The 16,693-nt window shown below is 51.5% G+C and carries 14 protein-coding genes and 1 pseudogene; 7 read left to right on the forward strand and 8 right to left on the reverse strand.

The annotated features are described in order from the left end of the window. The first annotated feature begins 343 nt into the window (after positions 1-343). From JWJ90_RS00110 to JWJ90_RS23825, 7 genes are all read left to right on the forward strand, one after another. Positions 344-2,587, forward strand: coding sequence for a GumC family protein (locus JWJ90_RS00110; RefSeq protein WP_205225146.1), 2,244 nt, complete (start codon positions 344-346; stop codon positions 2,585-2,587). A 7-nt stretch (positions 2,588-2,594) separates the two neighbouring features. Further along, the gene (locus JWJ90_RS00115) at positions 2,595-3,836 is read left to right on the forward strand and encodes a tetratricopeptide repeat protein (RefSeq protein WP_205225147.1); all 1,242 of its coding nucleotides are present in this window, start codon (positions 2,595-2,597) and stop codon (positions 3,834-3,836) included. After that, positions 3,833-5,431: a J domain-containing protein gene (locus JWJ90_RS00120; protein WP_205225148.1), complete on the forward strand. Its 1,599-nt coding sequence runs from the start codon at positions 3,833-3,835 to the stop codon at positions 5,429-5,431. The genes JWJ90_RS00115 and JWJ90_RS00120 overlap by 4 nt, the downstream gene beginning before the upstream one ends. Before the next feature lie 26 nt (positions 5,432-5,457). After that, positions 5,458-7,038 (forward strand): glycosyltransferase family 4 protein, encoded by a 1,581-nt coding sequence (locus tag JWJ90_RS00125; protein WP_205225149.1) that lies wholly within the window; start codon positions 5,458-5,460, stop codon positions 7,036-7,038. Between the two features lie 184 nt (positions 7,039-7,222). Continuing rightward, on the forward strand, positions 7,223-7,756 hold the full coding sequence (locus JWJ90_RS00130; RefSeq protein ID WP_205225150.1) for an ATP-binding protein: 534 nt from the start codon (positions 7,223-7,225) through the stop codon (positions 7,754-7,756). Next, positions 7,668-8,240, forward strand: coding sequence for an ATP-binding protein (locus JWJ90_RS00135; protein ID WP_205225151.1), 573 nt, complete (start codon positions 7,668-7,670; stop codon positions 8,238-8,240). Before JWJ90_RS00130 ends, JWJ90_RS00135 begins: the two co-directional genes overlap by 89 nt. Before the next feature lie 102 nt (positions 8,241-8,342). Next, complete coding sequence (locus JWJ90_RS23825) at positions 8,343-8,447, forward strand: BrnA antitoxin family protein (protein WP_205225152.1); 105 nt, start codon at positions 8,343-8,345, stop codon at positions 8,445-8,447. A 136-nt stretch (positions 8,448-8,583) separates the two neighbouring features. Here the strand turns inward: JWJ90_RS23825 and JWJ90_RS00145 are convergent, their stop codons facing one another. The 8 genes and pseudogenes from JWJ90_RS00145 to JWJ90_RS00185 form a co-directional block, all read right to left on the reverse strand. After that, entirely contained in the window at positions 8,584-9,234 is a 651-nt protein-coding gene (locus tag JWJ90_RS00145) for a hypothetical protein (protein ID WP_205225153.1), read from the reverse strand. After that, a pseudogene (locus JWJ90_RS23830) lies at positions 9,231-10,051 on the reverse strand (AAA family ATPase). Before JWJ90_RS23830 ends, JWJ90_RS00145 begins: the two are co-directional and overlap by 4 nt. Before the next feature lie 271 nt (positions 10,052-10,322). After that, positions 10,323-11,291: an NAD-dependent epimerase/dehydratase family protein gene (locus JWJ90_RS00160; protein ID WP_205225156.1), complete on the reverse strand. Its 969-nt coding sequence runs from the start codon at positions 11,289-11,291 to the stop codon at positions 10,323-10,325. 65 nt (positions 11,292-11,356) lie between these two features. Continuing rightward, entirely contained in the window at positions 11,357-12,160 is an 804-nt protein-coding gene (locus JWJ90_RS00165) for a WecB/TagA/CpsF family glycosyltransferase (RefSeq protein WP_205225157.1), read from the reverse strand. Between the two features lie 25 nt (positions 12,161-12,185). Further along, entirely contained in the window at positions 12,186-13,328 is a 1,143-nt protein-coding gene (locus tag JWJ90_RS00170; protein ID WP_205225158.1) for an O-antigen ligase family protein, read from the reverse strand. A 125-nt stretch (positions 13,329-13,453) separates the two neighbouring features. Continuing rightward, positions 13,454-14,542: a glycosyltransferase gene (locus JWJ90_RS00175; protein ID WP_205225159.1), complete on the reverse strand. Its 1,089-nt coding sequence runs from the start codon at positions 14,540-14,542 to the stop codon at positions 13,454-13,456. A 297-nt stretch (positions 14,543-14,839) separates the two neighbouring features. Beyond that, positions 14,840-15,754 (reverse strand): glycosyltransferase family 2 protein, encoded by a 915-nt coding sequence (locus JWJ90_RS00180; protein WP_205225160.1) that lies wholly within the window; start codon positions 15,752-15,754, stop codon positions 14,840-14,842. 53 nt (positions 15,755-15,807) lie between these two features. Next, on the reverse strand, positions 15,808-16,425 hold the full coding sequence (locus JWJ90_RS00185) for an acyltransferase family protein (protein ID WP_205225161.1): 618 nt from the start codon (positions 16,423-16,425) through the stop codon (positions 15,808-15,810). Between the last annotated feature and the right edge of the window lie 268 nt (positions 16,426-16,693).

Consider the following 16,693-nt stretch of genomic DNA (forward strand, 5'->3'; position numbering starts at 1 on the left):
ATTAAACCCGTGGAAAATCAAAGGGTTCTGGATTCACGCCTGCGCGGGAATGACGCCCCTCCCTTACAAATACATTTTGCACAAAGCTCAGAGTAATCGATCAGTTGGGAAGCACTGAAAGTTCCCAAATTATCGGACCAGTAAGGGATTGCGGGATACCGGAGATGCCCGGCATCGGCGTGCTTACGTACATATGTACGTAAGCACGCCGATAACACCGCAGATTCGGTGCCCCGTAATCCCTTACTGCTCATAGGACAATTGTCACAACTCATTCATCCCCTTTTGTTACCTACTTTTTATGAATAATAGTGAACAGAGCCCCAACAGAGACAAACAAGTTATGCTGCAGAAGAACGCCCGGCATCTTCCCAGCGTCGAGGTTCGAGAGCTCGTTCCTGAGTTCGAGGACGAAATAAATTTACGGGAATTGTTCGACGTTCTTCTCCGGCACAAATGGGCTGTGATGACGGTGTTGCTGATCTGCTTCTTCTCCGCTGTACTTATCACCTTCAGTACGACACCCTTGTTCAAGGCTACCGGATCTCTCAAAGTATCTGCCGCATCCACGAACCTCACCAAGTTCGACTCCTTGGAAAATAATGCCATGAGAAGCCTGGGATTCCAGCAAACCCAGGTTAAAATACTTGAGAGCGATCAAGTAGCCTCCAGAGTGATCAAACAACTGAACCTGAACAACAATCCGACATTCAATCCTGCGTTCAAGGCCAAATCCGGAGAAGCTCAGGCAAGCTCGCTCCTTGGCACCCTCAAAAGTTTTATCCGCCCCGATGATACTCCAACAGTAACCAACGTGCTGACAGAAGAAGCCAAACAACAAATTCTGGAAAACAGGATGCTTGCTCGGATCAAAGGCGGATTAAAGGTCATACCGGTTGAGCGAAGTGAACTCATTGAGGTCCACTTCACCAGTCCGGACCCGAACTTTGCCGCCTCCGCAACCAACGCCGCCATGGATGCATTTATCAATTTGCATACAGACGGCACTTTGAAAGCATCTCAAGCTGCGACGAGATTTCTTGAGATGCAGATCCACGCCGCCCAAATCAAACTGGAAAATTCGGAGATAGCACTGCAGGATTTCGCCCGTAAAATCGGCGTGATCTCTCTGGATCCAAAAACCAACGTAACCTACCGTCAGATGGAGGAACTCAACGATGCCCTAGCCAAGGCCCGTGCCGAACGGATCACTAAAGAGGCTCGTTACGTTCAGTACAAGGAGACAAATGTCGATGAATTGAGCGAAATCATGAGCAATGAGATGATCCAGGAGCTTAAATCCCAGCAGGCCACGCTCGAATCCGAATATGAAAACCTGGCTGTTACCTTCAAGCCAGAGTATCCGCAGATGCGCCAGCTGAAAGCGAGGATGGACGACATTGAGACCCGCATCAAAAAAGAAACAAAAAATGTCTTTGAGTCGATAAAAAACGACTATCTCGCCGCCCTGAAAATTGAACAGTTTCTTGAGAACAAAACCTCGGAACAGAAAGAGAAAACCCTTGAGCTGGAAAAACAGTCCATCCAGTACAAGATCTACGCGCGTCAGGTAGAAACCAACAAATCCATTTACCAGAGCCTGTTGCAACGCGCCAAGGAGATTGAGGCCACGGTCGGAGCGGAGCAGACCAATATCCAGATCATCGATAGGGCCCGCCCCCCGATGCGTCCCTTTAAACCGAAGATGAGCAAAAACCTGTTACTCGGCATTATGCTCGGTCTGGTAGGCGGTATAGCGGTGGCCTTCCTCTTTGAACATTTCGACAATACCATCAAGGACGCGGATGAACTGACAGACCGGTATCGTATCCCGGTGCTCGGAGTCATTCCCTACGATAAGGAAGGGCTGGATAACCCCAAAACCATGGCGCTGAAATTTTATGAGGATCCTCGATCTCCTGTCGCTGAGGCCTTTCGGACCACCATGACCTCGGTGCGGCTGTCGGTCGCAGACCACCCTCCGAAAACCCTGCTTTTGACTAGTATTCTTCCGGGGGCCGGTAAGAGTTCACTTTCTGTCAACACAGCGCTTTCCTATCTAGCGGAAGATGAACGCTGCCTGCTCATCGATGTTGACCTGCGCAAACCGAGTATGCATGGAGTGTTGAGTGATGGCGACAAAGGCGTTGGGGTTTCAAGTATTCTTTCCGGGCAGGTGCCGCTGTATGAAGGCATTCAGCAGACATCCTTTGCGAACCTGGATTTTATCAGTTCTGGCCCGCTGCCGCCAAACCCAGCCGAAATGCTGTCTTCGAAACGTATGCGCCAACTCATTGAGGAAGTGTCGCGCGACTATGATCGGGTTATCCTCGATGGCCCCCCCTATCAGGGGTTCGCAGAAATTCTGGTCCTCGCCAACATGGTTGACGGCGTGATTCTCGTGACCACGGAGGAGAACACGCCACGAGAGGGGGTCAAACTGTTCAGGAACGCCCTCAATAATATAGGTGGTCGGATACTGGGTGCCATCATCAACAAAGCAGGCAGGAAAAAACGGTTGAGCACCTACGGCAACTATCAGTACTACGCGTATAACTACGAATACGGCAAGAAGAGCAAAGGCTAATCCTCGTATGCATTCGATCCGAGAGCGCATTCCCAGGTTGTTTGGCCTGCTGCTATTGATGCTGCTTGCTTGGGCGCATGTACGCATGGCCCTGCAACTCCAGCGAGCATACGGCAACCAGGAGGTGAACCATCCGGAGGTGACTTACTCTCGGAACCCAGGGATGCTGTCCTGGCACGCCCGGCAGCGCTACCTGTTCGGCGGTGATTTAACAGGTGCTACAGCACTATATCGGCAGGCCCTGGACATCGCCCCCGTATTTATCCCTGCCTGGCTCGGTCTTGCGGAACTCTATAACGATACCGGCAAGCGGAAGACCGCTGATGGTGTGATGAATCTTGTCGATCGTTACACCCAGAACATAAAGCGGTACCGCTGGGATAAAATATTAGTTGCCTACCAGATGCAACGCACGGATATTCTGCAGCGCGATTTAACCTATCTCATCGCCGAGGGAGAAGGTCAGGATAAGAACAGGGCGCTGCGGATGGCTTTTACCCTGTGGCCGGATCCAAAGGAGCTCGAGCGTATCCTGGGAGATGGCAATCTTCCGGTGCTCTTTCGTTATGCCTTGCGCACTGAAAACACCGATATGGCCATCGCCTTCTGGAACGATTACCCAAAGGTGGAGGCCGCTCTCAGCTCGAAAGAGATTCTTTCCTTCATTCAGCTGCTGATGCGGGAAAAACGCCTCGACCTGGCTGCAACAATCTGGCGGCAGAGCTTCAACTCGAAAGCACTTTTTTATAATGGTATGTTTAATAAAAAACCGCTGCAAACTGCTTTTGGTTGGCAGATCAGGACAGCCAAAGGCAGTAGCTGGCGTATCGAAAAGGCAAACCTCGAGCGGCCACACCCTTCCCTCTCCATCCGCTTTCTGCATGAAGAAAACCTCTCTTTCAGCCATGCAGCACAAATCGTTCCCCTTGCAGGCGGTCACCGTTACCTCCTGAAAGGGCAATGGCAGAGCAAGGAACTGACCACTGATCAACGCCCTTTTCTTGAGATTATCGGCTACCAGTGTCAGGCCCAGCCGGTACCCGGAGAAATGATTGCGTCTTCCCAGCCATGGCAGGAATTCACGCTGCCGTTCACTGTTCCTGAAAGCTGTCAGGCCATAATGGTGCGGGTTCGTCGCACACCGAGCCACAGGATCGACAACCTGCTTGGCGGCGAATTCCGGCTGGCTGATCTGGAAATCGTGCCGTCGAAGATTTCCATCGCCCCATTGGTGGAAGCAACCAGATGAACCGGCAGGAAAAAGAGCATATTGTTCAGTTGATGCGGCGGTTTGCCGCCAAGGTATCCACCGAAGGATTGCTGATTCTCATCGCCGAGACCAGCGGCATGCTTGAAGCCTGTCACCTGCTCCTTCAGCAGACAGCGGCGGCTGACCCCGGCGTGACTATCTGGCTGCGGAAACAATGCAAGGCCACAAAGGTGCACGAGGCATATTTTCTGGCCGAGATCAAGACAATCCTCGAGGTGTTTCAGCCCGGGCAGGAACAGGAGCAGGAGGAATTGTTCACCGTGCTGGGGCTACATCCAGGCGCTGATAAAAAGGAAATCAAACGGCGTTACCGACAGTTATGTCTTAAATTCCATCCCGACATTTCGGATACGAGCAACAGCAATACTGATGCCTTTATTCGTATAACGCAGGCCTACCACACCCTTGTACATACAGACGATACAAAGAAGCGGAATCAGTCTCCAGCGCTGCGGAGGGAAAGTCGCGTTTGGCGTGGACATCCCTTCTCGCTTTCGGGTGATGCCCTGCGGTCACAGAAGCGGCGGCAGATAACCTGGGTAACTATTTTTTCGTTGATGCTCATCCTGGTCAGCGTTGTGATCGCCAGGGTCTATAACAACCACGTTATGCTGTACCGCCTGCAAAATAAGGGGATGGCTTTTGTACCGCCCGTTCAGCAGAGCGCGAAGGATGCTGAACACGCTACGACCACGAACACCACAATTTCGCCTGAACAACCTAACGCAAGTCATGACATGCCGACAGACCTTCCCGAGACGGTCCTGCAACCACCGTCGCAGCCGGCCTATATATCTGTTGTCCAGATTGACCTAACTCCACCTCCTTCCTCCAGCGATGTATCTAAATCGCCGGAGGAAGTGCCGGCCCCACCGGAAACGAGTTTATCTTCTGTTGAGGAGGAGGCCCCCTCCTTAACGATGCATGAGCCGGTACCTGCCGCCAAACCGGAAGCCCCGACGCAGGAAATCCCTCATGCTGAGAGAGAACAGCATCCCCAGGTCGCGCAGATGGCACCTCCCGAACCATTTCATCCTGTGGAACCACCTCGCCCCAATCCCATTGTTTCTCCTAAACGCATCAAGACAGGATCGAGCCATATCAAAACAAAGTTGGCGGGAAACAGGCCCAAACCACACCCGCACAACAAACCGGTAGCGAAAAGAAAGCAAATTGGCCAGGGAGCACAGCAGCCCCGCCCGGTAATCACCAAGCTCCCGCCCCAGCAGCGCATCGACACCTTTCTGCGAAACTACGTCAGCGCCTATCAAAAGAAAAACCTTCCGGCCTTTTCCCACTTTTTCGCGGCCAACGCTACAGAGAACGGGAAAGCACTCGACGAGGTCCTTGCCTCATACGGAGACCTGTTCGCGGCCGTGAAGACTTTGCAGTTCTCTGTCTCACCGTTGCGCTGGGAGCATTCTCACGGCCGACTGCACGTTGCAGGACGGTTCCTGGTGATGATGCAATTCCCCGACGGCAGCCGACGCCGGGGACAGGGCCCTATCGACTTTCTCCTGACCGACACCAATTCGCCCCGAGTGCAGTCTCTCCATTACTCCTTTGACCAATGACCCCAGATTTCAGAGAACTCCTGAGTATGCATCCGACCATTTTGTCCTTCCTTTTCTTGTTCGGTTGCAGTTTGTGCCTGACCCTGGTCATGGTCCCCTTGTTTAGCCGCATAGCGGCCTCCCTAGGGATTGTCGACATACCGAACGGGCGCAAGGTGCACACCAAGCCGATACCACGCATCGGCGGAGTGGCGATCTTTATCAGCTTCTATGTGACCTTGATCCTTGCGGCCATGCTCTTTGCCGATACAGGGGACTTTCCGCTGGTTAATCTGCGCAGAATTCTGCTCGTCCTGGGATCGGTCGTGGCCTTTGCTGTCGGTCTTGCCGATGATATGCACCGTCTCACCCCCTGGCAGAAACTGGTGATGCAGCTTGTTTCAGCCGGGTTGGCGTACCTCGGCGGTATCCGCATAGAATCCATAGGGTTTTACGCCCTGTTTCAGGTCGACCTTGGGTGGTTGTCGCCGCTGGTCACGCTTTTCTGGGTCGTTCTTGTCATCAACGCCTTCAATCTCATCGACGGACTCGACGGCCTGGCTGGTGGAGTCGGCCTAATCGCGGCCGCCATTCTTGCCTACGTCTGCTTCCTCCATAATTACGAGCGCGGGATCGAATATATGGTTGTCATTGCCGGCTGCCTTTTCGGCTTCCTCCGCTATAATTATCATCCAGCTTCCATCTTCATGGGGGACGGCGGCAGTTACTTCCTTGGCTATGTCCTGGGGACGACCAGCATTCTCGCGGCCATGCCGAATCCCACGACCATGACCATCCTCGTGCCCATGCTGGCCGTGGCCCTGCCGGTTATCGATGTTTCCATGGCCATCATTCGTCGATTTATCCGTGGGCAGGCCATTTTCAAGGCCGACAATCGCCACTTCCATCATATGCTGCTCAGTACTGGTCTCTCGCATCGACGGGCGGTACTCGTGCTCTATGGCATTACCCTCTTTATCAGCATCTGTTCGCTGGCTCTGCTCAAATTCAGGGATGAAAGAGCTCTTTTTCTGCTCTTTCTCCTTGGGTGTACCTTCCTCTACGGTCTTATCCGACTCGGGTATTTCCGCGGATACGACGCCAAGGCGGTTCTTCCCTGGATCATGGAGGTTGGCGACGGCCTCGGCTTGAGCCGGTCGCGTCGTACATTTTTTAACCTGCAGCTGAAAATAGGTACCGCCGACAGCCTCGATGGGCTTTTTCACCATCTGCAAGCTGCCGTGAACTATCTCGATATTTCTGTTTGCGCACTCTATCTTACACCAAGGTACTCTGAAGATGGTCTAGCGGGAAGGGAATCAGGGGCATGTGCGGAGGACCAACGACAGCAAACACCGCTCTATGCCTCTGTAACCCACCGCCAGGTCCAGCCGGTCTGGGTATGGCACAATCCGCAACACACCATGGAGCAGCTTCACCGTCGCCTCTTTCGGGTGGAGATGGATCTCTATAATGAAAAGGGACGAAATTTCGGCGCCCTGGTTATGCTCAAAAATCAGGCCGAGGCACCGATCAGCCTCTACACCCTCAACCGTATCGAACACCTGCGGCGGTCTATTCTCAAGGCATTGGAAAAAATTAATCAGACGACAAGGCAGGTCGACTGAAGACGGGAATTATATGTAGGGCCAGAAGACCTCCCGTGATGTTATCCTCACGCAGGTGCGGATCCAGATTGCGAGCTTTGCAAGTATCTTTGTTGGTGCCGTCATCCTCGCGTAGGCGGGGAGCCAGTGCATTCTCCCCGACGCCATTGACACCCATGTATTTTATGAGTAGGCTGTAAATACCATGGATAAAAAACGAGTTCTTGAAGAAAAAATCAATCAGCTGCTCGATATGTTCCCGGTTGTGACCATCATCGGACCGAGACAGTGCGGAAAATCGACCCTGGTAAGCAGATTACGAGACGACTGGAAATACTATGACCTTGAAAGTCCGGATGACTATCAGCTTATCAACGACGCCCCTGGTGCCTTTTTTAGCCTGACCACAAACCAGGTAATCATTAATGAGGCCCAACAGTTCCCGGACCTGTTCAAGGTGCTCAGGGGAGTCGTTGATGCCGACAGAAAACGAAAAGGCAGGTTTCTACTGACAGGTTCAAGCTCACCGGAAATCGTCAAAGGAATAACCGAAAGCCTGGCCGGTCGAATTGCTACCGTCGAGCTCTGGCCGTTCAAACAAAATGAACTGCATGAGAAACCGCTGCCGACCATCTATGAGATAATCATCGATGGCGCAGCCGGTCCGAAAGACTTTCTTGCGTTGCAACCGGTGCTGCCACCGAAGCAGAGCATGGTTAGTAAGCGTTTCCACGGTTAAGGATTATCTGGACATTATCCACCAGACGTTTCTGTGGAGGAACCTGCCTCCGTACACAAAGAATCCACTAAAAAAGGTACAAAAGGCAAAAAAAGGTTTTTTTCGAGATCAGGGGCTGCTGCATTACTTTCTCAAAATCACTGACTCGGACAGGCTACAGCTTCACCCGGTCGCTGGCTTTTCTTTTGAGAGCTTTGTCATTGAGGAAATAATCCGGGGACTCCAGGCAACCATGGCCACCCAGCTTGACTACGCATATTATAGAACCATTGACAAATCAGAGGTCGACCTGGTGATAGAAGGCTCCTTCGGGCTAGTTCCCGTTGAGATCAAGCTCAACGCTCAGGTAAAGCGGGCCTCTTTACGGGGTCTCGCAGGCTTTATGGCCGACACCGGTGCGCCTTATGGCATTCTGATCAACAGGGGGAGGAAGGTGGAACTGCTCACGGAAAAAATCATCCAAATACCGTTCAATTTCATCTGAGGGGCACACATGAGGACCGGCTAGCCTCCCAGTCCGACTTCACTCAACCTACCTCGCTTCCCGGAAGGGTTGGTTGGTGGTGACGAAGGAACCCCAACATGCTTGACGCCAGTTATTCTTGAATTCTTCCGGGAAAAAGCAGCAGCCACAGGAACCGGTTATCAAACGATGATCAACAGTGCACTTCGAGAAGCAATGAAAAACTGACCCCATTTTTCCGGAGTTTGAGGAGCAGGCGGGAATACGCGCACATACGTGATCCCGGGGGTAGGGTGGCGCAAGCGTCTGTTTGCTTGCCCACCGCGTGAGAGCGAAAATCCGGGGACATGCCAGATAGCTCTCATCAAACACAATGGTGGCAATCAGCGCTTAACCGTTCATCCAGTGCTCCAGATTCGTTCAAGCAGGCTTTGTCGCTGCTGGCTATGCGATGAGGCCTGATCGGACTAAAAATGGGCTGTTGGAGAATGGTTACACTAACGCCACCTGCCACCCCCAGGCTATCCGGCAGCTGCCGATGATCAACAACTCGCGAATGCGGATCGATTGCCTTGAGCACTGTTCTCAACTTTAACTGCACATTGGCAGGGTCAAATGCTCTGGGAAAGAGCTTCGCTGTCTGTGCAGGTTGTTCAAGATGCAGGACCACTCGCACCTGGCGGATCTGGCAACACTTCCGGGCAAAACACCGCTCTTCGTCCAAAGATGCCATTTTTCCTGCAGCAAATATCCCGGCCAAGGTATCTCGCACTTTCTGGACCACTTCATCGGCAATGGGGATGGATTTTGTTCTGCGCTCCCGCCGGTAGTCCTTGATTTCAATCATCCACAGAGTCCCACCATGCCCCGGCGCAAGGCCGAGAATATCTACCGCTTTGGAAGCACAAACTTTTTGAAAATGTCTTCTATAATAGGTCCACTGGTCATACTTGCTCACCTCCCATCCAGCTGGAAACTGAAAAACCAGGCCACCCTCCTCCTGAATATTGGTCATGTCTGCTCCAGGAAACGTTCGGACTGAGCCAACTCCTCGTCTAGAGAGACAATGGTGGAGATATCGGCTAAGGTGCACCCCTGTTCCACGCTGGTGGCATCCTTCTGCGGCGAGAGACTGAAAAACCGGCTTTTGATTTTTTTCTGTCCTGGTTCTGCAGCAAAATATCCAGCTCCCGAAGCAGAAACAGGCTGTGCGTCGCAATGAATACCTGGATTCCGTTGCGGCACAGTTCCAAAATCGAAACCGCCACTTTTTTGATCAATTTTGGATTCAGGTTGGAATCGGGGCTCGTCCCAGAACAGATACCCGGAGTCCAAGAGCGATCCGGTTGCGATCAGCCGACTGAGCATGGCAAGTTTGCGCAAGCCCTCGGCCACCAGGGGCATCTCCATGGTGCCCGCCCGGACATGGTCAAATAAAAACGACCGTTCTGTTCAAGAACCACTTTCCCCCCCATGACATGTTCGAGAGGCAAAGGAAATAGCCAGGTTTAACGTTGGTCTGGCAAAAGAAAGCCAATTTCACATTTTTCCCGGCCTTGTCGCCTCCGCACCAGCCGCCCCAGTGCGTCCGGTCGAAACACCCGCGTCAGTTTGCCTGCGATCTCTGTTTGCCACGTACCTTTACCGGGCACCGCCACCGTCTTGCCAGCCTCGTTGCTCACCGCCAACAGCGTGTAGACAAGCTTGAGCAGATGCGATTTACCGGTTCCGTTCTCACCGATAACGACATTGAGGTGAGGGGAAAATTCAAATTGCTCGTTTTGAAAAACTGTGAAATTTTTGAGGGTCAGAGATGTTACCGAATTTTTCATAATCTCTCAAAATGCTCCTTACACCTCACTTTTCCCTAAATACCCACTGTCCAATCTTCCGCAAAGGCCCCCTAACCCGCATCTTCACCAAGCCCCGTGGAACAAGGCAACTTGATTACCCGTCATTCCTGCACAGTCGGGAATCAGGAAAGAACCATTCAAAAAAAAACTCTCCATCGGTGCGCACGATCACGCACCGATGGAGATAGGGCACGGCAAACATCGCCAGCTTCAGTTCGGCAGCAGCGATCAACCTCTATTCCGGCGCATCTTATAGCGCACTTTTCCTCACCTGCTCCTCAATCCACGCATAGGTTTTTTCAAGACCTTCACGTAAGCTTTTACTTGGACGCCAACCGAGTTCTTTTTCGATCAACCTGTTATCGGAATTTCTCCCCCGTACACCAAGCGGGCCTTCAATATGGACCTTGGTCAGTTTTTTCCCGGCAATATCCATGACGATGTCGGCCAACTGATCAATGCTCACCATCTCATCGGAACCGATATTCACCGGACCGGTCCAATTCGACCGGGTCAATATCTGGGTCCCCTCGACACACTCATCCACATAAAGGAAAGAACGCGTCTGCTTGCCATCGCCCCAAATCTCCATTTCGCCGCCGTCTTTAGCCATAGCGATCTTGCGACACATGGCTGCCGGAGATTTCTCACGACCATCATTCCAGGAGCCAAACGGACCAAAAATATTATGATAGCGGGCAATACGGACTTCCATGCCATAGTTGCGATGGTAGGCAAGATAGAGCCGTTCACTGAACAATTTTTCCCATCCGTAATCGCTGTCCGGGTTCGCCGGATACGCGCTGTCTTCTGCGCAATTGGGATTGTCCGGATCGAGTTGATTGTACAGAGGATAGATACAGGCTGAAGATGAATAAAAAATCCGTTTCACATTCCGCTTAGCGCAGGCATCCAACACGTTCAGGTTGATACTGCCCGAATTATGCATGATGTCGGCATCGTTGTCTCCGACAAACACAAACCCTGCGCCCCCCATATCTGCAGCAAACTGATACACTTCATCGAACTTTCGGTCTACGACCTGCCGACATATAATCTGTTCACGCAGATCACCAATAACGAAATCATCCGCCACTGTATCGGAAAATTCAGGATACTTGAGATCAACCCCACGTACCCAAAACCCTTGCTCTTTCAACTTTTCAACCATGCGTGTACCGATAAATCCACCGGCACCGCAGACTAACGCGCTTGGCATACATCCTCCTTGCAATACTCTTTGTGTATTAAATTTAAAAAAAAGCTCCCATGAACGACAAATAATTACAGAGCCCCCTTGCGTAACCGATGCATCTCTTCGAGAAAGAGGTTCGCGAGAAACTCGCCTCCATCCACCACCACCCGTTTCCCTGTACGCTTGGGCTTACGCAGCACCATATAGGCCCACTCGAGCCCCAACCGGCACAACCAGCTTGGCGCACGTTGCACGGTTCCGGCCAAAAAACCAAAAGCGGCGCCCACACCGGCTGCAACGGGCACCTGCAGCCGGTCCTTGCAGCGGTAAATCCATTCATCCTGCTTGGGTAATCCAAGCCCGACCCAAAGCACATCTGGCGCAGCGGCATTGATCATGTCGATATGCGCTTGTTCTTCCTCAACACTCAATGCGCGAAACGGTGGCGAGAAAGTCCCGACAATTTGGTGCCCCGGATATTTACGTTCAAGGTTATCCTGCAAAGCGGCCAGAGTTGCCTCCGTATCACCATAAAAGTAACTCCGCAGGTTCTCTGTATCGGCGCGCTTGAAAAACGCGGACATAATTTCCGCACCTGGGGTTCGAACCACATTTTGCATACCCCGATAGCGGGCGATGATCACCGGGGCAATACTGTCTGGCACCCATAAATCGCACTCTGCGCCGATCCGGAAATACCGAGGGTCACGCGAGGCCTGATTTAACCCGTGAAAGCCGGTGACAATCAGCTGGCGCGCCCCTTCCGACTTTGGCTCAGCAATACAAGCCTGCAGCCAGTCGACCGTGTACTCTAAATCAACCATGTTGACCTCTGAGCCCAGAATCTTGGCGATACGCGTCTGTCGCGCCGTATGCAAATCAATGTTGTTCATTTTAGAGCTCGATTAAAGAGGTGATTCAGACCGGCACACGCCGCGCAATATTTCTCTTTTGCCGCATTAGCGCCTTCATCCGCTGAAAAAGGACGAAGAGATAGATATAGACCGGCACCATCAACATGGAATCCACCGAAAAACTGGCAGTGGTCGTTTCAGGGATAGAGCGGACGGTAAAGAAACACATGACCGCCCCCGCCTGCATAAAGAGTTGCGCATCCAAAGGCTCCATATATTTGCGCCACCGATAGAGCTTATAAAAAAGCCACCAGCCCACAAACCACGATATCATATAGGGAATAAAGCCTAGAAAGCCCGCGTTCATCAGCGCCTGCAGCTCCGAATTATGGACATGCTCACCGATAGTCATGCGGTCGGCCCAGTTGCCCCGGCCGATAAGCGGATGCTCCAGGATCTGCTCCCAGCCATGTGCGTAGGCCCGCGTGCGTCCCGTCATGGACTGGAACTGCTCTACCGTCTGCCCCCGTAGGACCTGCTCTTTAACCTTGTCCATGACAAATTCCGACTTCCCGGCACCGACAAGACCGAGGAACACCAGAAAAACCAGGGCATACGCCCGCCACGAGGAACGTGAAAAAATGAGCAGCAGCGCCATGCCCGCAAAAAAACCAAATATGCCGCCGCGGGACTGCATCGTCCAGACAATCCAGGCACAAAACGCCAGGGGTAACGCAAACACCCAGCGGATCTGTCCGTTCCCCTGCCAGATCAGCGTAAAGCACAGCAGCCCGGCAACTCCGAACCAACGCGCCAGCCCAGAAGAACGAGTCATATTCTGAATTTGACCGGCAATACCGTAGCCTTCAGTCAACTGATCCCGCAGATAAACATAAATCAGCACATCAAAAAGAGCCAAAATCAGCCAGGTGGCAACCAGCAGGACCACTTCCGGCCGAGCAACCCGCGCCCCCCGATGAGAAAAGAACGTGCAGGGGATCAGCAGGTTCATCAGAAAGGCCAGCCCAAAATAAAGCGAGGCCTCGAAATCGAGCGAGAATCCTGAGGCCAGCAGGGCCAGCAGACCGTATCCGCTCAGCCAGGCCGCCGGATTGAAGTAGTGTAGTAGCGGCCTTGCCCTTCTCCAAAACAGCAGCCCGATAAGCGGGAGGATGTAGGGCATAAACGCCCGGAAGGCATTCGCCATTTCGACTGGAGTGGATATGTCCCGCAGATTCCAGTATCCGGAATTGAGATTCGCCCAAGCGAGGGTCCATAAAAATATGGGAAGTCCATAGGGCTTTAACAACTTAATGAATTGGTTAGAAATTATCATTCCCCTGAACAACATCCTTCGTAAATCTCATTGAGAGCACAGACTTTATTCTCCCAGCTATATTGACAAATTCTCCGCGATGCCCCCTCCCCCAATTGTTGTCGAAGAGGTTCATCCCACATTCGCTCGATTGCCCGGCGCAGCCCTTCAACAAAACAACCAATATCTGTAATGGGAATTTTTACTCCACATTCTCTGGTAATGACGTCTGAAAACCCACAATGGTCGGGCGCGATCACAGGTTTGCCGAGGGTCATCGCTTCAAGTAAAACAGACGATGTCAGATCTTTCAAACTCGTAATCACAAAAACATGAGATGAAGCCATCACCTCCAATGCCTGCTCACGAGGAACTAAACCGTGGAAAACACAACGGGCTTGAAGGCCAAGGGAGTTTGCCAGTTTTTTCCAAAAACTGGAACAAGGTCCCTCACCAAGCACATGTAAAAACCAGCGCATATTCTCCGGCAAACGGGCCAAAGCCCGTAGCAACAGCGGTAACGCCTTTCCGGGAAGATGTTCACCACTCCAACATAGTTGCAAGGGGTCATGATCCAAACGCTCATTGACCGCTACCATTCGCTCGAAAGGTGGTGGACCGATTTCACAGACAACTCTGCTCTCCACCCCATACCATTTTTCTATTTCCTGTCGGATACCTGTGGTCGCTGCGATTATTGAGTTAGTGGCAGCAGCCTTTGCAAACGCCTTTTGGGGATGTTCCAGGTACTTTTTATCCCAGGTGTTGATCAAATTGCGGAACGAATAGTAAATAGCACCATACATTCCCAAGAGCGGCAAGAAATGTTTGGGGGTATTCTCCAGGCCACCGACAGGCCCCCAAACAAAGGGGCAACTCAGTTGGTAAAAGCGACCGGGGAAACGAAATCCCACATAGGTAATTAAATGACATAAATCATAATTATTGGATCCGTGAAGCTTATTTGCCAGAGAAAAGGCGTTACCCTGCCACAAGCGGTAGGCCCAGTTCATGATCAGCTTAAAAGGCGAATGTTCAATCCAATTCCATAGTGAAGATTTTTTCTGATAATGCCATGGTCTGTTATGGGGAAAATAAAAGGTCATTCGTTCACGGTAGCAGGGATTATCGGCAAGCCACCGCTCAATGTCCACCCGCTCAAATTCAGCCACAATCACATGAACCTCATGGACCTCGGCAATCATCTTGACCCAACCCCAGCCAACTCCGTGCTCGGACCCGCGGTACGGATTACAGGCATACGCGATCGCGAGAATTCTCATTTTTCGACTATTCTCCATACGCTATGTGCTGCTTCCAAAAATCCATTTTTGTCGGCCATATTTTTTTACGAGACCGTCTCTCATAAAGCGTGGCAATATTTTAGGGTTCGCATTCGTATTTCAAAAAAAGGCGTCGATATTGCCTTTTGCCCGCTCGAACTGTCCGGAAGCAATGCTCATGCAAAAGCGGATACACATGGCCAAGCGGAAAGACGCCATGGAAAGCCCGTGCTTTTTCACAATATAAAGCCGGTTACGGACCTCGATCCTGCCAAAATGCACCGCCGATCCCCGCCCGGCGGAAGAATGAAAATGATCAAATTTCGCCTCCGTCACCACCGTCATCCGATATTTCCGGCTGATGGAATAGGAAAATTCCAGATCCTCCAGATAGCTGTAGCCGTCAAAAAAATCATCGAACGGAAATTCCGCCAAAACGTCGCGACGAACCACGGCTGCCCCACTCCCCATCCACTCTACATTTGCATTTTCAGTCATAGGGCCATACAGATTTTGCCAACCCGATGGAGCCACCCCACCCGGACGACTCGTATACAGCCCAAGTTTTTGACTCAACCATGATTTTTTAAAGGCCGATGGACGGTCATCATGCTCATTATCGGTGTTGTAAAATGTAGCCGCACCGAGCGGCGGGGCCGTAGAGGTCAAAGGGGCCACATCTAAATTTTCACCCCCTTGCGTCATCGTACTTTGGTTCGCCCAAAAGGCCATCATTTTTTCAACGGCATCCCGATGTAACACCTGATCGTCATCGAAGAAGCAGACCAGGTCGATATCGTCACGCAACAGCGCCTCCCCCCCGTTGCGCTGTCCGGCGGCGGACGGCTTATCCGTCCAGCGTTTGTACTCGATCTTCAATGCTGGAAACTCGTCCACCACAGCCGATACCGGCTCACCACTGGCATCGACAACGATGACCTGATCCGGCCGCCGTGTCTGCGCCATAAAGCTGTGCAGCATTTTACGGATATCTTGGGGACGGTCTTTGGTGGGGGTTATAATTGCTAACTTCATAATTATTGGACAAAAATAAGCTCAACAAAGATTGTATAAAGATAATTACAATTTTATTCGATTTTTCCAATACACTCTATTTTTTGTAGCGAAAAGCATTTCTTCCTATAACGCTCCAGGGCACCTCTGACAAACTGAGTATTGCGCTCAAAACAAAAATAAAACAAAAAACCAATCAACAACAATACTCCGGAAATCGTTCCGAACTTCAACCAATCAGCTATTCCCGCTGTTGCATTGCGTGCCCCAAGACCGGCATGTCTGTTCAACAGTTCGATCAATACCTTCATGACTGGATAATGGATTGCATACAAACTAAAGGAAAAAGCCGCCAAGCATTTCCAGAAGGCACTTGCCGTCGGCCAGTTTGGCAACGACATCGACCTCCAGCAAAGAATTATTCCACCGAAGAGAACCCCGGTCGCATATTCACCGTAAATGTTCTTCGCCCAAGACCCGTAGATTACCGCCACACCGAATACAACAAGCGTCAAGGGTAAAAAGAACTTCGGGACTTTGAACTCAGGGACCGCCCGCAACATTGCCCCAAATATCCAAGAGGAAAAAGGCTCATGATTTTCGGCACGGTGATCGTTGTAATCAGCAGCAATGATATTACCAACAGCTTTTTCAAAACTCCTTTTGAAAAAAACAGCAACACCACCGGCCACAACAGATAATACCAAAATTCATTGGCCAAGCTCCAGAGTGGAGGATTACTTCCAAATGGTGGACCAGCAATCGTTTACAAAAACAGTAAGTTTCCAGCAAACGCCTACCAGGTCAGAGATTCGGATGAGGGGTGCATGTCAGCTCCCACGGCCAAAGATCAAGCCCCCCCTACTAACAATGCTGGAATCAGAGCCACATACATACTTGTTATGCGTCTGCTGAAATACTCGCTGAAACGACCCCTTTGCTCAGGATTTCAAGACATTG

Origin of the sequence: Desulfobulbus rhabdoformis (genome assembly GCF_016919065.1) — a bacterium.
GTDB classification, from domain to species: Bacteria; Desulfobacterota; Desulfobulbia; order Desulfobulbales; family Desulfobulbaceae; genus Desulfobulbus; species Desulfobulbus rhabdoformis.

Coding starts and splice junctions, on each gene's coding strand:
- JWJ90_RS00175 (WP_205225159.1), bottom strand. CDS start 14,542: ATGACCTTTTATTTTCCCCATAACAGACCATGGCATTATCAGAAAAAA.
- JWJ90_RS00135 (WP_205225151.1), top strand. CDS start 7,668: ATGGCGCAGCCGGTCCGAAAGACTTTCTTGCGTTGCAACCGGTGCTGC.
- JWJ90_RS00145 (WP_205225153.1), bottom strand. CDS start 9,234: ATGACCAATATTCAGGAGGAGGGTGGCCTGGTTTTTCAGTTTCCAGCT.
- JWJ90_RS00160 (WP_205225156.1), bottom strand. CDS start 11,291: ATGCCAAGCGCGTTAGTCTGCGGTGCCGGTGGATTTATCGGTACACGC.
- JWJ90_RS00115 (WP_205225147.1), top strand. CDS start 2,595: ATGCATTCGATCCGAGAGCGCATTCCCAGGTTGTTTGGCCTGCTGCTA.
- JWJ90_RS00110 (WP_205225146.1), top strand. CDS start 344: ATGCTGCAGAAGAACGCCCGGCATCTTCCCAGCGTCGAGGTTCGAGAG.
- JWJ90_RS00120 (WP_205225148.1), top strand. CDS start 3,833: ATGAACCGGCAGGAAAAAGAGCATATTGTTCAGTTGATGCGGCGGTTT.
- JWJ90_RS00125 (WP_205225149.1), top strand. CDS start 5,458: ATGCATCCGACCATTTTGTCCTTCCTTTTCTTGTTCGGTTGCAGTTTG.
- JWJ90_RS00165 (WP_205225157.1), bottom strand. CDS start 12,160: ATGAACAACATTGATTTGCATACGGCGCGACAGACGCGTATCGCCAAG.
- JWJ90_RS00170 (WP_205225158.1), bottom strand. CDS start 13,328: ATGGCGAATGCCTTCCGGGCGTTTATGCCCTACATCCTCCCGCTTATC.
- JWJ90_RS00180 (WP_205225160.1), bottom strand. CDS start 15,754: ATGAAGTTAGCAATTATAACCCCCACCAAAGACCGTCCCCAAGATATC.
- JWJ90_RS00130 (WP_205225150.1), top strand. CDS start 7,223: ATGGATAAAAAACGAGTTCTTGAAGAAAAAATCAATCAGCTGCTCGAT.